Source organism: Bradyrhizobium sp. Bra78 (assembly GCF_024519855.1).
Taxonomy (GTDB): domain Bacteria; phylum Pseudomonadota; class Alphaproteobacteria; order Rhizobiales; family Xanthobacteraceae; genus Bradyrhizobium; species Bradyrhizobium japonicum_G.
Window position 1 is genome coordinate 550,568 of the sequence record NZ_JALJRE010000002.1, and the last position, 13,499, is coordinate 564,066.

14 protein-coding genes are annotated in these 13,499 nt (G+C 62.2%); 9 read left to right on the forward strand and 5 right to left on the reverse strand.

Features of this window, described 5'->3' with window-relative positions; translation table 11 throughout:
* Entirely contained in the window at positions 1-537 is a 537-nt protein-coding gene (locus OC450_RS06590; RefSeq protein WP_211382552.1) for a YeeE/YedE thiosulfate transporter family protein, read from the forward strand.
* A gap of 24 nt (positions 538-561) precedes the next feature.
* Here OC450_RS06590 and OC450_RS06595 read toward each other — a convergent pair whose 3' ends face one another.
* Positions 562-879: an ArsR/SmtB family transcription factor gene (locus OC450_RS06595; RefSeq protein ID WP_211382553.1), complete on the reverse strand. Its 318-nt coding sequence runs from the start codon at positions 877-879 to the stop codon at positions 562-564.
* 183 nt (positions 880-1,062) lie between these two features.
* Between OC450_RS06595 and OC450_RS06600 the strand changes: the two genes are divergently transcribed.
* Positions 1,063-1,404 (forward strand): rhodanese-like domain-containing protein, encoded by a 342-nt coding sequence (locus OC450_RS06600; RefSeq protein ID WP_262047494.1) that lies wholly within the window; start codon positions 1,063-1,065, stop codon positions 1,402-1,404.
* A gap of 119 nt (positions 1,405-1,523) precedes the next feature.
* On the opposite strand, the gene OC450_RS06605 is transcribed toward OC450_RS06600, so the two are convergent.
* Positions 1,524-1,919 (reverse strand): Spy/CpxP family protein refolding chaperone, encoded by a 396-nt coding sequence (locus OC450_RS06605; RefSeq protein ID WP_262047495.1) that lies wholly within the window; start codon positions 1,917-1,919, stop codon positions 1,524-1,526.
* Between the two features lie 338 nt (positions 1,920-2,257).
* On the opposite strand from OC450_RS06605, the gene OC450_RS06610 reads away from it, so the two are divergent.
* The 4 genes from OC450_RS06610 to OC450_RS06625 all read left to right on the forward strand — a co-directional run bounded on the left by OC450_RS06610 (position 2,258) and on the right by OC450_RS06625 (position 4,717).
* Entirely contained in the window at positions 2,258-3,097 is an 840-nt protein-coding gene (locus tag OC450_RS06610; protein WP_262047496.1) for a universal stress protein, read from the forward strand.
* A 69-nt stretch (positions 3,098-3,166) separates the two neighbouring features.
* Complete coding sequence (locus OC450_RS06615; RefSeq protein ID WP_262047497.1) at positions 3,167-3,868, forward strand: VIT family protein; 702 nt, start codon at positions 3,167-3,169, stop codon at positions 3,866-3,868.
* Positions 3,869-4,085: 217 nt separating this feature from the next.
* The gene (locus OC450_RS06620; RefSeq protein WP_211382558.1) at positions 4,086-4,316 is read left to right on the forward strand and encodes a hypothetical protein; all 231 of its coding nucleotides are present in this window, start codon (positions 4,086-4,088) and stop codon (positions 4,314-4,316) included.
* A 212-nt stretch (positions 4,317-4,528) separates the two neighbouring features.
* Positions 4,529-4,717: a hypothetical protein gene (locus OC450_RS06625; RefSeq protein ID WP_211382559.1), complete on the forward strand. Its 189-nt coding sequence runs from the start codon at positions 4,529-4,531 to the stop codon at positions 4,715-4,717.
* A gap of 204 nt (positions 4,718-4,921) precedes the next feature.
* Here the strand turns inward: OC450_RS06625 and OC450_RS06630 are convergent, their stop codons facing one another.
* Entirely contained in the window at positions 4,922-5,449 is a 528-nt protein-coding gene (locus OC450_RS06630; protein WP_211382560.1) for a hypothetical protein, read from the reverse strand.
* Positions 5,450-5,698: 249 nt separating this feature from the next.
* Here OC450_RS06630 and OC450_RS06635 point away from each other — a divergent pair, with 249 nt between their 5' ends.
* From OC450_RS06635 to OC450_RS06645, 3 genes are all read left to right on the forward strand, one after another.
* Positions 5,699-6,964 carry an NHLP bacteriocin system secretion protein gene (locus OC450_RS06635; protein ID WP_211382561.1) on the forward strand — a complete coding sequence of 422 codons (1,266 nt, stop codon included), beginning with the start codon at positions 5,699-5,701 and terminating at the stop codon, positions 6,962-6,964.
* On the forward strand, positions 6,957-9,122 hold the full coding sequence (locus tag OC450_RS06640; protein WP_211382562.1) for an NHLP family bacteriocin export ABC transporter peptidase/permease/ATPase subunit: 2,166 nt from the start codon (positions 6,957-6,959) through the stop codon (positions 9,120-9,122). Before OC450_RS06635 ends, OC450_RS06640 begins: the two co-directional genes overlap by 8 nt.
* 65 nt (positions 9,123-9,187) lie before the next feature.
* Entirely contained in the window at positions 9,188-12,001 is a 2,814-nt protein-coding gene (locus OC450_RS06645; protein ID WP_262047574.1) for an NHLP bacteriocin export ABC transporter permease/ATPase subunit, read from the forward strand.
* Between the two features lie 116 nt (positions 12,002-12,117).
* Here OC450_RS06645 and OC450_RS06650 read toward each other — a convergent pair whose 3' ends face one another.
* The gene (locus OC450_RS06650; protein ID WP_211382563.1) at positions 12,118-12,345 is read right to left on the reverse strand and encodes a hypothetical protein; all 228 of its coding nucleotides are present in this window, start codon (positions 12,343-12,345) and stop codon (positions 12,118-12,120) included.
* 157 nt (positions 12,346-12,502) lie between these two features.
* Positions 12,503-13,390: a hypothetical protein gene (locus OC450_RS06655; RefSeq protein WP_262047498.1), complete on the reverse strand. Its 888-nt coding sequence runs from the start codon at positions 13,388-13,390 to the stop codon at positions 12,503-12,505.
* Positions 13,391-13,499 lie beyond the last annotated feature (109 nt).

Consider the following 13,499-nt stretch of genomic DNA (forward strand, 5'->3'; position numbering starts at 1 on the left):
ATGCTTGCTATCTTTGGTGCCTTGGTGATGGGGGCGGCCTTCGGTTTCCTGCTGCAGCGTGGCAAGGTGACAAGCTGCAACGTGATCGAGAACCAGTTCCGCCTGCGCGACTTCACGGTCCTCAAGGTCATGGGCACCGCGATCGTGGTCGGCGGGATCGGCGTCCTGCTGCTGGTCGATACCGGCAACTCCAAATATTACGTCAAGGATGCCAACATGCTCGCGGTCGCGCTGGGCGCGGCGCTGTTCGGCGTCGGAATGGTGGTCTACGGCTACTGCCCCGGAACGGCTCTCGGTGCGATCGCGACCGGCAGCGTTCATGCGTTGGTGGGTGCCCTCGGCATGGTGGCCGGCGCGATTCTCTATGCGCTGAGTTTCGACTGGCTCAAGGGGCATGTCTTGAATGTCTGGGCGCTTGGCAAGGTCCGGTTGCCGGATCTGACAGGTGTGCCCGACGCGGCGTGGTTCATCGCGCTCGCGATCGGGGCCGGATTGTTCTTCTGGTGGGTCGAGACGAGTCAGCCGAAGCGGGCCTGAAACACCGGGCGCCGGCAGGGCGGCTCAGTGAGCCTTCCTGCCGCAATACAGCCGGTGCAGGGTGGCAAACAGCTCTTCCACCCGCGGATCGGAAATGCGGTACCAGATCGTCTGGCTGTCGCGCCGGGAGGCGACCAGCCGTTCGCCGCGCATTTTCGCAAGATGCTGCGAGAGCGCCGAGGGTGAAATCCCGACGGAGTCCGCGAGGGTGCCGGCGCTCGCTTCGCCGAGCTCGACCAGCTGGCACAGGATCAGCAGGCGATGCTCATTGGCAAACATGCGCATCAGCGCGGCGAGCTCGCTCGCTTTTTTCTCCAGGATCTGAGTATCCGGCTTGCGCATCTGGTCCTTCAATAGCATTCGGCATTCCATCGTCAAGGGCCGCGCCGGCACCGCTTCCTTCGCGAAGATCGAGCGTGATGCCGCGATCGTTTGGATCCAAAAGGTTGAATATATTCGATAATTAGAATGTGAATTGCGGTGCGGCGGCTGGGTCGGTTTAGCGAAGCAAAGAAGGAATCTGCCATGTTGTCAGGATTGCTGAAGAAGTTTGCGGGGGCGACCAGCGTTGCTGCGATCGATCATGATGAGCTGGTGCAGGCGCATCGCGAGAAGAGCTGCACGATCGTCGATGTCCGGGAGCCGCACGAATTCCGTAATGGTCACATTCCCGGTGCTCTCAATCATCCGCTGTCGCAGTTCGATCCGGCGAGATTGGCGCAGGGCAAGCCGATCGTTCTGATTTGTCAGGCGGGAGGTCGCTCGGCGACCGCGCTGCGCCGCGCACTCGCCGCCGGCCAGCAGAACGTGCGCCATTATCCGGGCGGCATGAGCGGCTGGCGTTCGCGTGGTGGCCCTGTCGACTAGCCGTCTGCAGGTCGTCAAGCTCTGCGCGATCAACGGTACGAAGGGACAACGAAAGCCTGTCGCCAACCAGATCGGCGTCAGTCCAGAAGCGTTCTATCGGGAATTGGCCGGCTGATGCTCTACCAGAGGTGCCGCCAAAAGCGGCCGCGGTCCGAAGGCGAATCCAGTCGGCCCTTCTGCTCGTCGGTGAGAGTGGCGTAGAATGCCTCGAAAGCGGGACGCATGGTCTTGACCGACTGCAGCATCCCTTCCATGCGCTTCTCCATGAACTCCATTCGACCGACCGCGGTGGTTGGCACGTCGGTCGAACAGGCGAGGCGGAGGGCCTCCGAGGCTTTGTCGGATGCCGCCTTCAATTCATCGAACTTGGCACGTTGCGCATCTGTTGGCTTGATGACCTGTTCGAGCCGGTCAATGCGCCATCCGGAAAAGCCGGCGGCAGCGGGGCTGCACATGCCCCCGAATCCACCGCGACCCAAGAACCCCGGCCCCATCATCATGCCGGAGCCCATCATGTCCCGTCCCCATCCATGCGCCCCAGGTCCGTAAGGCTGGGCGTTGGCGGCTGGGGAAGACATTGCGATGGCGATTGATACGGAAGCTATTGTGACGAGTTGATTGAATTTGAGCACGGCATGGTCCTCCATTGCTAATCAATCTCTCGGTCGAGGCCCGACCTTACGAGGCGATGCTCGGTATGCCGTTGAGATGGATCAAAAGTGTCGCACAGCCCGCGAGACGTCCTGCATCCAGCAGCTGGACGACACGGATGGGCCGGGGCGATGTCTGCGATAGATCAATTCACCCTCGAATTGGGCACCTAGACTGATCGGAAGTTCAGTGGGAGGGCCCGATGGCCATCAGGGACGTTCTTCTAACGTTGACCAGCTACCCCGAACCGACCCCGGTTTCGGTCGTGGAAAAGGCGGTTGCGGTTGCGTCGTCCTTGGGTTGTCACATCGCCGCGCTCGCATGCGAGGTTCATGTTCAAGTTCCCGGCACGTTTCTTTCGAATTCTCTCGTGAATGTCGCGGGAATGGCTGCCAGCGAGGCCAAGAAGAGCCGGGAGAGCGCACAGGCGCTGCTCGCCGCGTTTGATTCCATCGCGGACAAAGCCGGCTTATCGCGCGAGAGGATCCTGGATAAATGCTTGACCAACGAGCTGCCGGACGTACTCGTGGAATATGGGCGGCTGCGCGATCTGATCCTGGTGCCCGTCCCCGAGGCCTACGATCAACGGTTTGCGGAGGCCATTATATTTGGCACGGGAAAGCCAACCTTGGTCCTGCCCGAAGCACAGCGAACCAAGCCATTCGAACTCAAGACCGCGGTGGTTGCATGGGATTTCAGCCGGGCTGCCGCTCGCGCGGTTGCCGATGCGATTCCGATCCTGGAGCATGCAAGGCAAGTGCGGGTCATAACGGTCGCGAATGAGAAGACCCTCGATACGAAGCATTCAGGCGATGAACTTGCCAAGAACCTTTCGCGGCACGGAATCGATGTGATCCTCGACAACGTCGATGCGGCGGGGCGGCCAATTGGGAAGGCCCTTGAAGCGCATGTCGCCTCCTGCAACGCAGACCTCCTCGTGATGGGAGCATACGGGCACTCTCGGCTCCGGGAGTTCATACTTGGAGGTGCGACCCAAAGCATGTTGTCGAACCCTCCCATCCCGATTTTGTTCTCGCACTGATCGATAGGGTTCTGCCCCCGGGGCGCGTGACGTCGGCCCGCGGCTTCAGGGCATTGTCAGGAGAACGATATGAGCCGCCTTCATGTGCACACCGAGAACCATCTCGTTGATCGGATCGGATGGCTCAGAGCTGCAGTCTTGGGAGCCAATGACGGTATCATCTCGACCGCGAGCCTGGTCGTCGGCGTTGCGGCAGCGGCGGCAACCCGAAGCGACGTCCTTATTGCTGGTATTGCCGGATTGGTCGCCGGCGCGATGTCGATGGCCGCGGGCGAATATGTCTCCGTCAGCTCGCAGTCGGATACCGAGCAGGCCGATCTTGCTCGGGAGCGCAAGGAGTTGAGCGAGAACCCTGGATTCGAGCTCGACGAACTTGCCGAGATCTACGTCAAGCGGGGTGTCGACACGTCGTTGGCGCGGCAGGTAGCGGTGCAATTGATGGTGAAGGACGCGCTGACGGCTCACGCGCGCGACGAATTGGGAATCTCGGAGATTACCGCAGCACGTCCGGTCCAGGCCGCGTTTGCCTCGGCTGCAATGTTCTCGGTGGGGGCCGCCATGCCCTTGCTGATGGTTTTCGTGTCGCCTGCCAGCGCCCTGGTCCCGATTGTGTCCGCTGCATCGCTGGCCTTTCTTGCCGTGCTGGGAGCGGTCGGCGCAAAGGCGGGAGGCGCGAATATGCTGCGTGCGACTGTCCGCGTGACATTCTGGGGCGCCTTTGCCCTGGCGCTGACCGCCGGCATCGGGAAGTTGTTCGGGACTGTGGTCTAGGGTCCGGACCCAATTGGTCCACCAAATAATGGCAGCGGCCCGAAGTGCATTTTGGCAGGCAGCGCGCCCAAAGGGTTCAGCAACGTCCCTCGGCTCCTGGCGACAAATCATTTCCAATAGCGACAAGGTGACTGCAGTCACATCAACCCCTCGTGCGTGCCGACACATTGCCCGTGGTTGCGGGATGGCCTCGCAGCGTCAACGGGAGAAAACGACGATGAGCGTTCCGACGAACAACGACTTTGCAAATTGTGAGCTGTCCCTTGAGGAGCTCGATTCCGTCGCTGGCGGCGGTCTGTGGGGCTGGATCAAGCACGAAGCGTCCTCGGCCTGGGACTGGCTCAAGCACGATGGCCTGAAAGTCGCGGAAGCCATCATCAAGGTGATCGCGCATCCCCCGACTGGCCCCGGCCCGGGTCCAACCGTGCCCCCGCTCAGAATGTCCTGACCCTGGACGGGACCAGCCGGTCAAGCTTGGGATTCCCGGGCCATCGGCCCGGGAATTTCGTCTGAGCGAACGAAAGAGAGGCCAAAATCCGGTGCGGGCTCCCCTCCATGCTCCTGTGTGAGGGGCCTCACAGTCTGGACGAACCTCGGGTCCTATACCTGTGACCACTGATTGAGAGGGGCGGTCCCTCCTAAGGCAAACAGGAGATGGCAATGACAAAATCTGAGACCTCGAAGAACGAACACTCTGCAATTCTGCTCGATGATGCGGCGCTGGAGACGGTGGTGGGCGGTTCTACCGAAAGCATGCTCCAGAGCATTCTGGATTCGCGCGCGGTCGGCGGCTGGACGATGCGAGACGTCTTCGCCAGGCCGGTGCTGGGACAGTACATCCCGCATTAGTCCCGCCGGACATGAAACGGACCATTTGCGGGTCGATCGTTTGTCGGTGGAATGTCTCCGTCGTCAATCCGGAGTGAAGAGGTCATCCGATCGGATGACCTCTTTCGTTCCGCCATTCGTTAGGGTTCGACGACGACAGGTTGGTGAGTCCGCCGCTTCATCCGGATCTCGTCGCGCGGGTATCACGACCGACGTCGGTTCATTTCAAAGTCGAGAACGAATAGAACTCAAAATCCCGGTTGTCGCGTCGACGACTTGCAAAGCCTGCTGAGCCTTGGCCAAGGCCAGAGCCGACCTCGCGCACTGATCGGGAAGCTGGGCAATCTTCTTGCGCTGGCTGGTCAGAATATTGGTCGACTGCTCGACGGCGAATTTCACCACGTCGCGGGTTGGGTCATTCTCACTGACGCTGATCAGCTCCTTCTCGATCGTGATCAGATATTCGAAACTGGACAGCTCTTGCGAAATCTCGACGAGATTCTGAATCGTGGACTTGACGCAATCTGCATCGACAGCGGAGATGTCGGGCCTCTTCGAGGTCTGGACCAGATCGCCCATCAGGCCCGCGAACATCGGCCTGAGATCCTCGACCTTCTTCAGGTCCGCCTGGCTGAGAACGCCCGCCATGCACACGTTCGTGGCGACCAGCAATCCAATGCATTGTCTGGTCAGCTGAGCGACGACCACGCGGGCCGCTGCGGTAAGTGTGACGCTGTCCGCTCGTCGTTTCATTTGATGCGTCCGATATCCTCAGCCCCGACAGTGTCATTGAAATATCAGCGCAAGCTTAGCGCCGCACGGCAGAGCGCTCAATTGTATTTTCCGCCAGCGCCGCGCGCAGGACTGGCCGTTCGGGGGTGTCGCGGCCCGTTGTGCAAAAAATGGCTCCTGTGTATCATTGGAGAATACTTCAGGCGTTCCCTGCTGGTTTTGACAAGCGACAAGCAGTTGCGCCGAACTTTCTTGCGGGGAGATTGAGGCGTGACTGAGGGCCCCGAACGTATTTTCCGCGCCAGTGCGTTGCAGCGTGCGGCATCGCCCGACGAACTCGATCATCTCGTTGCGATCACCAAACCGGCCGATTGGATTCTCGCCGCAGTCGTGACGATTGCGCTGGTCGCCGCGCTCGTCTGGGGCATCTACGGCCGAATTCCGTCGCGCGTGTCGGGGCAGGGCATTCTGGTCGGCAGCGGCCGCGTCGTCGATGCGGTGTCCGGCGCGGATGGCAGGCTCGCATCGCTCGGCGTTGCGGTCGGCGACCATGTCGAGCGCGGGCAGGTGATCGCCCAGATCTCGCAGACCGAGATCGAGCAGAAATACGGCAACGCCGTGGAAACCTACAAGGAGCGGCAGCGTGAGCACGACGACATGGCCGCGAAGGTCGAGGCGGAGCTCGCAGTAAAAGCCTCCAACTTCGAGAAGCTGGAGACCGCCTTCAACAAGGTCATCGAAGCGACGGGCCAACGCGTTCAGTCCCTCGATATCGACGTGAAGAATCTCGAGCAACTGATGGTGAAGGGCCTGACGACGCGCAAGACGCTGGAGGATCGCCGTCTCGAATTGACCGAGGCCCAGCAGCGGCGGACGGACTCGCAGAACGAGATCCTCAAGCTCCACGCGCAAAAGACCGATCTCGAAACGCAGCGATCGCGCGAATTGCAACAGGCCGAGTTCGCGGCCAACAATGCGCGCCGTGAGATGCAGGCACTCGCCGGAACTTTGGGACGGAATTCACAGGTCTTGAGCCCGATTGCGGGGCGCGTGCTGGAGATCAAGACGTCGACAGGCTCGGTCCTCGCCGTCGGCACGCCGGTCGTCCTGATCGAGGACGAGGGCGCAAGGCTCGAGGCCATCGTTTATGTCCCCGCAGACCAGGGCAAGAGCGTCAAGCCGGGCTTTCAGGTGCGCGTGGCGCCCAGCACGGTCAAGCGCGAGGAATTCGGCACGATGATCGGAGTTGTCTCGAGCGTTTCCGAATTTCCCGTGACTCCCCAGGGCATGACGGCCGTGCTCCACAACGATCAGCTGGTAAAAGTGTTTTCCCATGACGGTGCGCCCTATGCTGTCGCCGTGTCCCTCGACCAGGATGCATCGACGGCAAGCGGCTATCGATGGGCGGTCGGAAAGGGTCCGCAGGTTCATCTGACCAGCGGCACCTTGGCCCAGGCCGAGATCACCACCCGCAACCGGCGTCCGCTGGACCTCGTCGTTCCTCTCATCAGGAAGCTTACCGGGATCGATGGGTAGTCCAGCTTCGCCGACGTCAGGAGTCAAGAAGACGCCCACCGTCCTGCAGATGGAAGCGGCGGAATGCGGCGCGGCGTGTCTTGCCATGGTGCTGGCGCATTACGGGCGGTGGGTGCCGCTGGAGCAACTTCGCGTCGAATGCGGGGTGTCGCGCGACGGCAGCAAGGCGAGCAACGTCGTCAGGGCGGCACGGCGCTTCGGCCTGTCTGCCAAGGGATTTCGGCAGGAGCTCGCGACGCTCCGTTCGGCGCCGACCCCCTGTATTATCCACTGGAACTTCAATCATTTCGTCGTTCTCGACGGGATCGAGGAAAAATACGCCTACATCAACGACCCCGCCTTCGGGCGGCGGCGCATCGGCATCGACGAGCTCGACCGGAGCTTTACCGGCGTCGTGCTCACCATGGAGCCGACGGCCGATTTTGTGGCGCAAGGAAGCAAGCCCGGCGGATTGCGCTTGCTGGTCCGCGAGCTGCGCGGCTCGAAAGCTGCGGTCGGTCTGCTTGTCCTGCTCAGCTTCGTCATGGTCATTCCGGGGCTCGTCGCCGCGAGCTTTTCCAAGATTTTCATCGACGACGTGCTGATCCAGCATTTGAACGGGTGGTTGCGCCCGTTGCTGGTTGGCATGGCCGTCACGGCGCTGATTCGTACGGTCTTGACGCTGCTGCAGCAGTCCCTGTTGCTCAGGCTTCAGACAAAGCTCTCGGTGGTGATGATCAGCCGGTTTCTCTGGCGGGTGATGGCATTGCCCATGGAGTTCTTCACCCAGCGCCATGCCGGCGACATCGCGACGCGCGTTGCGGCCAACGAGCAGATTGCGCGGCTGCTCGCGGGTGGAATTGCCGCGAACGTGCTCAATCTTACCTCGGTGGTGTTCTTTGCGCTCGCGATGCTGATCTACGATGCGTGGCTTGCCGCGATCTGTATCGGCCTGTCGCTGCTCAACGTTCTGTCCTTGCGGCTCTCGCACCGGCGCCGGGAGGACCTCAGCCGCGGCCTCTCACAGGAGCGCGGAAAGTCGTTGGGAGCAGTGGTCAGCATTGTCAGAACCATCGAGACGATCAAGGCAAGCGGCCTTGAAGACGAGGCGTTCGGGCAATGGTCCGGCATCCAGGCCAAGCTTCTGAATGCGGAGCGCCAGCTGGCATCGTCGTCGATCATGCTCGATATGATCCCGACCTTGATCTCCGGAATGACCATGACGGCGATCCTGATTCTCGGCGGCATGCGGGTCATCGAGGGGTCCCTGACGCTCGGCAGCCTCGTCGCTTTCCAGTCGCTGATGGCCAGTTTCTCCGAGCCGGTCGCGACGCTCGTCAATCAGGCCAGCGGATTCCAGTTGATCCGTGGCGCGCTCGACCGCCTCGAAGACGTCTACAACTATCCGCTCGGCAACAAGCCGAACGGCGATGCATCGAACAAGCGCTTTCCCGCCAGGCTTGCTGGGCGCATCGAGCTCAGGAACGTGCAGTTCGGCTATTCCCTGCTCGAGCCTCCCCTGATCGCCGACCTTTCGATTGCCGTCGCTCCGGGATCGCGCGTCGCCCTCGTCGGTGCGTCAGGCAGCGGAAAATCGACGCTGGGCCGTCTGATTTGCGGGCTCAACAAGCCCTGGGCCGGAGAGGTCTTGATCGATGGGGCGCGGCTTGAGGATGTTCCGCCCGAAATCCTCGCGAACTCCATTGCCTATGTTGATCAGGACATTTTCCTGTTCGAGGGCACGGTTCGCGACAACCTCACGCTGTGGGACCGGACGACGCCGGACATCGATCTCATGAGGGCGTTGAAGGACGGCGAGATCCAGGACGAGATCGCGGTCCGGGCCGGCAACTACGACTCATACGTGAACGAGGGTGGGACGAATTTCAGTGGCGGGCAACGTCAGCGCATCGAGATCGCGCGCGCGCTGGTCGGTCGCCCGTCCCTCATCGTTCTCGACGAGGCGACCGCCGCGCTCGATCCGGTCACGGAGAAGGCGATCGACGACAATCTGCGCCGCTCCGGCTGCACCTGCATCATCATAGCGCATCGTCTCAGCACGATCAGGGATTGCGACGAGATCGTCGTGTTGCGCCAGGGAAAGGTCGCCGAGCGCGGGACGCACGAGACTCTGCTGGCGCTCGATGGCGAGTATGCACGGCTGGTGTCCCAGGAATGACGCATCCGATCGAAAGCATCGCGTCCGGCACGGGCCTCGTCGCATCGGCGAAATTGCCGATCAATATGGCGCTCGATGGTCGCAGGCCCATCCTGCTCGATCATCATGGCCATGTGTTCGAGATCGTGGCCGGTCACGTCGACATATTCGCTGTCGATGTCGACGACGGCAAATGCGGCGGCAGACATCATCTGTTCCGGATCGAGGCCGGAGACATCATCCCCGATCTGCCATCAGCCGGCGGCTTGAGCTTCATCGCGGTCGGCACCGAAGGCACACGCGCGTCCGCGCGTCTCAGAACCGACCTGCCGTCAGCGGCCTGCGCAACGCGTTGGATCGAGCGGCTCGCTCGCTTTGTCGCGGGCCCGGCACCGTTATGGCAGATGGCCGAACTGCCGGAGGGGGCGAGTGCGCTGGCCGCCGGCGAAAGCCGCCGGGGTCCGATGCGCGGTCTGCTCTGGCTGACGGTGGAGCGGGGCGCTGTGAAATTAATGGGCGTCGGAGCGGCCTATGCAAGCGGAAGCCGCCTGCTGCCGTTGACGGCAGGCCTGTGGGTGGAAGCGGGCGACGACGGCTGCGTTGCGAGCGCCGACAGCCGGGGGCCGGGTGACGGCGCGATCTGGCCCGCGATTGATCAGTTTCATAAAGCCTTCGTTGCATGTGTCCAGGGCATGCTGGCCCGTGAGACGCAGGGCGAGAGCGAGCGTCTGGCGAACCGGAACGCACTCGCGGCTTCGCAATCGATGGAAGCCTTCGATCGCCTGTCCGGCATCATCGTGCGACGTTTCGATCACGACGCGGTCGATGCATCCTATTCGGACAGGCTGGCCGGTGCCTGCCAGATCGTCGGCAACGCGATGCGTACGCCGATTGCGATCTCCGGCCGGATCGACGGCAGCCCGCAGGACTTCCCGAGCCTCGCTCAAATCGCGCAGGATGCCCGCTTGCGGCTGCGCCAGGTGCTGCTTCGGTCGGATTGGTGGAGAACCGATGCCGGCCCCCTTGTCGGCTGGGTTGGCGAGCAACGCAAGCCGGTCGCCCTGGTTTATGAGCCGGGCCGCGGATATGTCATGATCGACCCGCTCACGAAAGCGCGCCGGTTGGTCGATCGCTCCCTTGCAACCCAATTCGCGCCGGAAGCGGCGATGTTCTATCCCCCGCTGCCATCACGATCGCTCAAGTTCTCCGACCTTCTTCAGTTTGCACTGCGTTATGCGCGCGGCAGCGGCCTGCGTATTGCAGCGGCGGTGGTGGTGATCGGCCTGCTGTCCTTGGTGACGCCCTTCGTCACCAATCTGCTCATCAGCTCGATCATCCCGAGATCGGAGCTCGACCAGCTCGTCTTCTGTGCGTTGGCGCTTGGCCTGACGGCGTTGGCGGTGGCCGGCGTGCAGGTCATGCAGGGGCTCGTCATGCTTCGCATGGAGGCAACGATCGATTGGCGGTTGCAGGCGGCGATGATCGATCGCCTGCTCAGGCTGCCGACCGCCATCTTCCGGGAGTTCACGGCCGGCGAGCTGGTGGACCGCGCCATGGGCATTGATGCCGCGCGGCGTGCTTTGACAGGCCACGCGTTGCGCGGAATGATCGCCGGCCTGTTCTGCGTGTTCAGCCTCGGCTTGATGCTCTACTACAGTCCCAGGCTGGCGTTGATCGCGATTGCGCTGACCTTCGTGAGGGGCGCCGCCATCATCTCCACCAATCTGCTGCGGCTGCATTTCGAGAACAAGCACTTCAATCAGCAGGGCAAGGTCAGCGGATTCGTGCTCCAATTGCTGACCGGCGTCGGAAAACTGCGCGTGTCGGGGGCAACGCAACGTGCGCTCGGAATCTGGTCGAAGCAGTTTGCGACACAGAAGCAGTATTTCGTCTCGTCGCAAGTCGCGAGCAACGGCCTCGGCGCGTTCGAGACCGCATTTCCGTTGATCGCGACGCTGATCATCTTCGCCTACGCGTCCTATTCGGACAGCAATCTGCTGAAGGACATCGGCACGTTCTTCGCCTTCTTTTCGGCCTTTGGTCAATCGATGGGAGCCGTCGGGGCCTGGGCCGGCGGCGTGAGCGAGGCGCTCATCGCCATTCCGCCGCTGTTCCGGCTGCGGCCTCTCATCGTCAGTCCGACGGAGATCTCCGACGAGCGGAAGTCGCCGGGTGAATTGACGGGAGCGATCGAGCTTGCGCGCGTGTCGTTCCGGTATCTTGCGAGCGGCCCCCTGGTGCTCGACGACGTCACGCTGAAGATCGCGCCGGGAGAATATGTTGCGATCGTTGGGCCGTCCGGGAGCGGAAAATCGTCCTTGTTCCGGCTGCTGCTGGGTTTCGAGCGATCGGAATCGGGTGCGGTATTCTACGACGGCAAATCGATCGAGACGCTGGATGTCAGCGCGTTGCGTCGCCAGCTCGGCGTCGTCCTGCAGAACGCGAAGCTCGCGAACGGAAGCATCTACGAGAATATCTGCGGTGGGCTCCGGCTGCCGCTCGATCAGGTCTGGGAAGCCGCGCGGCTCGCAGGAATGGAAGACGACATCAAGGCGATGCCGATGGGCATGCTGACCCAGGTGTCCGAGGGCGTCAGCACGCTCTCCGGCGGCCAGCGGCAGCGCATCATGATTGCGCGGGCCATCGCGCGGCGTCCGCGCGTCCTGCTGTTCGACGAGGCGACGAGCTCGCTCGACAACCGGTCCCAGGCCGTCGTCAGCGACGCACTGGAAAATCTGAACGTCACCCGGATCGTGATCGCGCACCGGCTGAGCACCGTCCAGCGCGCTGACCGGATCATCGTGCTTGTCGACGGCAAGATCGTCGAAACCGGGACGTTCGAGCAACTCAGCGCCGCTTCGGGAACGTTCGCGGCATTTGCGCAGCGGCAGATGCTTTGAGATATGCCGGCGACATCGTTCGCGCGTCGGCCGGCGCTTGAAAGCAGAAGCTCCCGGACAGGGTCCGGGAGCTTCGCTGTGAGTTGACTTGGAGCGTCTTGCTTCGGGCTTGAGGCTCAGTTCTGCTTCATCGCAGCCTGACCACCGACGACGATCGCGCCACCACCGACGAAAATGCCGGCAAGGACGGCAACCGGCGTGCTCGAGAGGAACTTGCCGATGGCTTGACCCGCGTCGTGGATGAAGTGGGTCACGCTGCTGAACCAGCCGCCGCCGGCGACTTCATCGAGCTGGTCGATCGAGAGTTCGAAGTTCGCGCTGTCTTGCTTGATCAGATGGGCCATGTTGTCTCTCCTGTCTGGATGCTGCGGGATCATCCCCGCAACTGTGGACAGGATGCCGCATGCGTCCGACGATCGCCGTGACCGGAGTCACGCTGTTGCGGCGAGCGATGATTTTGTCGCTGGCGTGCCAGTCTTGGCAGGATTGTCCAGGCAGCGCTTATCCCTCGTATTGATCCGGGCCCATCGCCCATGACGCTTGATCATGTCCGTTCGCGTAGTTGCGATTATTGATTGCCGGATTGCGATTGACCATCGGCCGCATGAACATTGGATGGGTCGCGCTGCGCACTTCGTGCTCGACAGTGAAAAGATGCTTGCCGCTGTCGAGATCGACGATGTCGCAGAAGCGGTACTGGTACTGATTGTCCTCGCGCGAGACCAGGTCGCGGGCCAGCAGCTTGCGGTAAGGGCCGGAGAAATCGGTGATGTACATCTGCACATGGTGGCCGTCATAATCGCCTTGCGGCCGATCGGTCTCGCGAAACAACAGATGCTGGTCGCGGCCCGTCCTCACGGCGGCGACCGTGCCGTCGCCGTTCCACAGCTCGGATGGCATGCCCATGATTTCAGGGTAGAAGGCGCAGATGCGGGCCGCGGATCCCACCGGCACGTCGAACTCGACATAGGGAATGCCCAGCGCAATGCGCCCGAAGCGCGCGGCGTCGGGCTCGTAGCAGCGCAGGCGGTTGCCCCACGGACAGGTCGCTTCGACATGGTCGTTGCGCTCGGCGAACGCGAACGCCGTGCCCTCGAGCTTCTTCGCCACCGACGCCAATCGCGTCAGCAGCGCCTCGCGGCCTTCGATGACCAGCCCGGTATGGCCACGCAGCACCTGCGGCCTGCCGCTCGGCAAATGAAACTGGCTCCGTCCGGCGTTGATCCACATGTTGGTGTCGGACACCATCAGATAGGGATCGCGGGTCAGCCCGAGCCCGGTGACGTAGAACAGGGTGGCGAGGCGCTGGTCCGGGACCTGGATGTTGACGTGCTCGAAATGGATCGCGTTGCCGAGATCTTCTTTGGATCGATCGAATTGTTGCGGCATGGACGGGGCTCTGGTGGGGGATGGATGGAAGCATAATAGAGCACAATTTCCGCCAGTCGAAATGATTTGCCGGTCGCATCTTGAAGGCGGGGCAGGGAACGGCATGGCG

What these genes read in the sequence shown, in the direction of transcription:
- OC450_RS06595 (WP_211382553.1), bottom strand. Translation starts at nt 879, where the DNA reads ATGCGCAAGCCGGATACTCAGATCCTGGAGAAAAAAGCGAGCGAGCTC.
- OC450_RS06615 (WP_262047497.1), top strand. Translation starts at nt 3,167, where the DNA reads ATGAGCCGCCTTCATGTGCACACCGAGAACCATCTCGTTGATCGGATC.
- OC450_RS06645 (WP_262047574.1), top strand. Translation starts at nt 9,188, where the DNA reads ATGGCGCTCGATGGTCGCAGGCCCATCCTGCTCGATCATCATGGCCAT.
- OC450_RS06625 (WP_211382559.1), top strand. Translation starts at nt 4,529, where the DNA reads ATGACAAAATCTGAGACCTCGAAGAACGAACACTCTGCAATTCTGCTC.
- OC450_RS06600 (WP_262047494.1), top strand. Translation starts at nt 1,063, where the DNA reads ATGTTGTCAGGATTGCTGAAGAAGTTTGCGGGGGCGACCAGCGTTGCT.
- OC450_RS06650 (WP_211382563.1), bottom strand. Translation starts at nt 12,345, where the DNA reads ATGGCCCATCTGATCAAGCAAGACAGCGCGAACTTCGAACTCTCGATC.
- OC450_RS06605 (WP_262047495.1), bottom strand. Translation starts at nt 1,919, where the DNA reads ATGATGGGCTCCGGCATGATGATGGGGCCGGGGTTCTTGGGTCGCGGT.
- OC450_RS06610 (WP_262047496.1), top strand. Translation starts at nt 2,258, where the DNA reads ATGGCCATCAGGGACGTTCTTCTAACGTTGACCAGCTACCCCGAACCG.
- OC450_RS06620 (WP_211382558.1), top strand. Translation starts at nt 4,086, where the DNA reads ATGAGCGTTCCGACGAACAACGACTTTGCAAATTGTGAGCTGTCCCTT.
- OC450_RS06590 (WP_211382552.1), top strand. Translation starts at nt 1, where the DNA reads ATGCTTGCTATCTTTGGTGCCTTGGTGATGGGGGCGGCCTTCGGTTTC.
- OC450_RS06640 (WP_211382562.1), top strand. Translation starts at nt 6,957, where the DNA reads ATGGGTAGTCCAGCTTCGCCGACGTCAGGAGTCAAGAAGACGCCCACC.
- OC450_RS06630 (WP_211382560.1), bottom strand. Translation starts at nt 5,449, where the DNA reads ATGAAACGACGAGCGGACAGCGTCACACTTACCGCAGCGGCCCGCGTG.
- OC450_RS06655 (WP_262047498.1), bottom strand. Translation starts at nt 13,390, where the DNA reads ATGCCGCAACAATTCGATCGATCCAAAGAAGATCTCGGCAACGCGATC.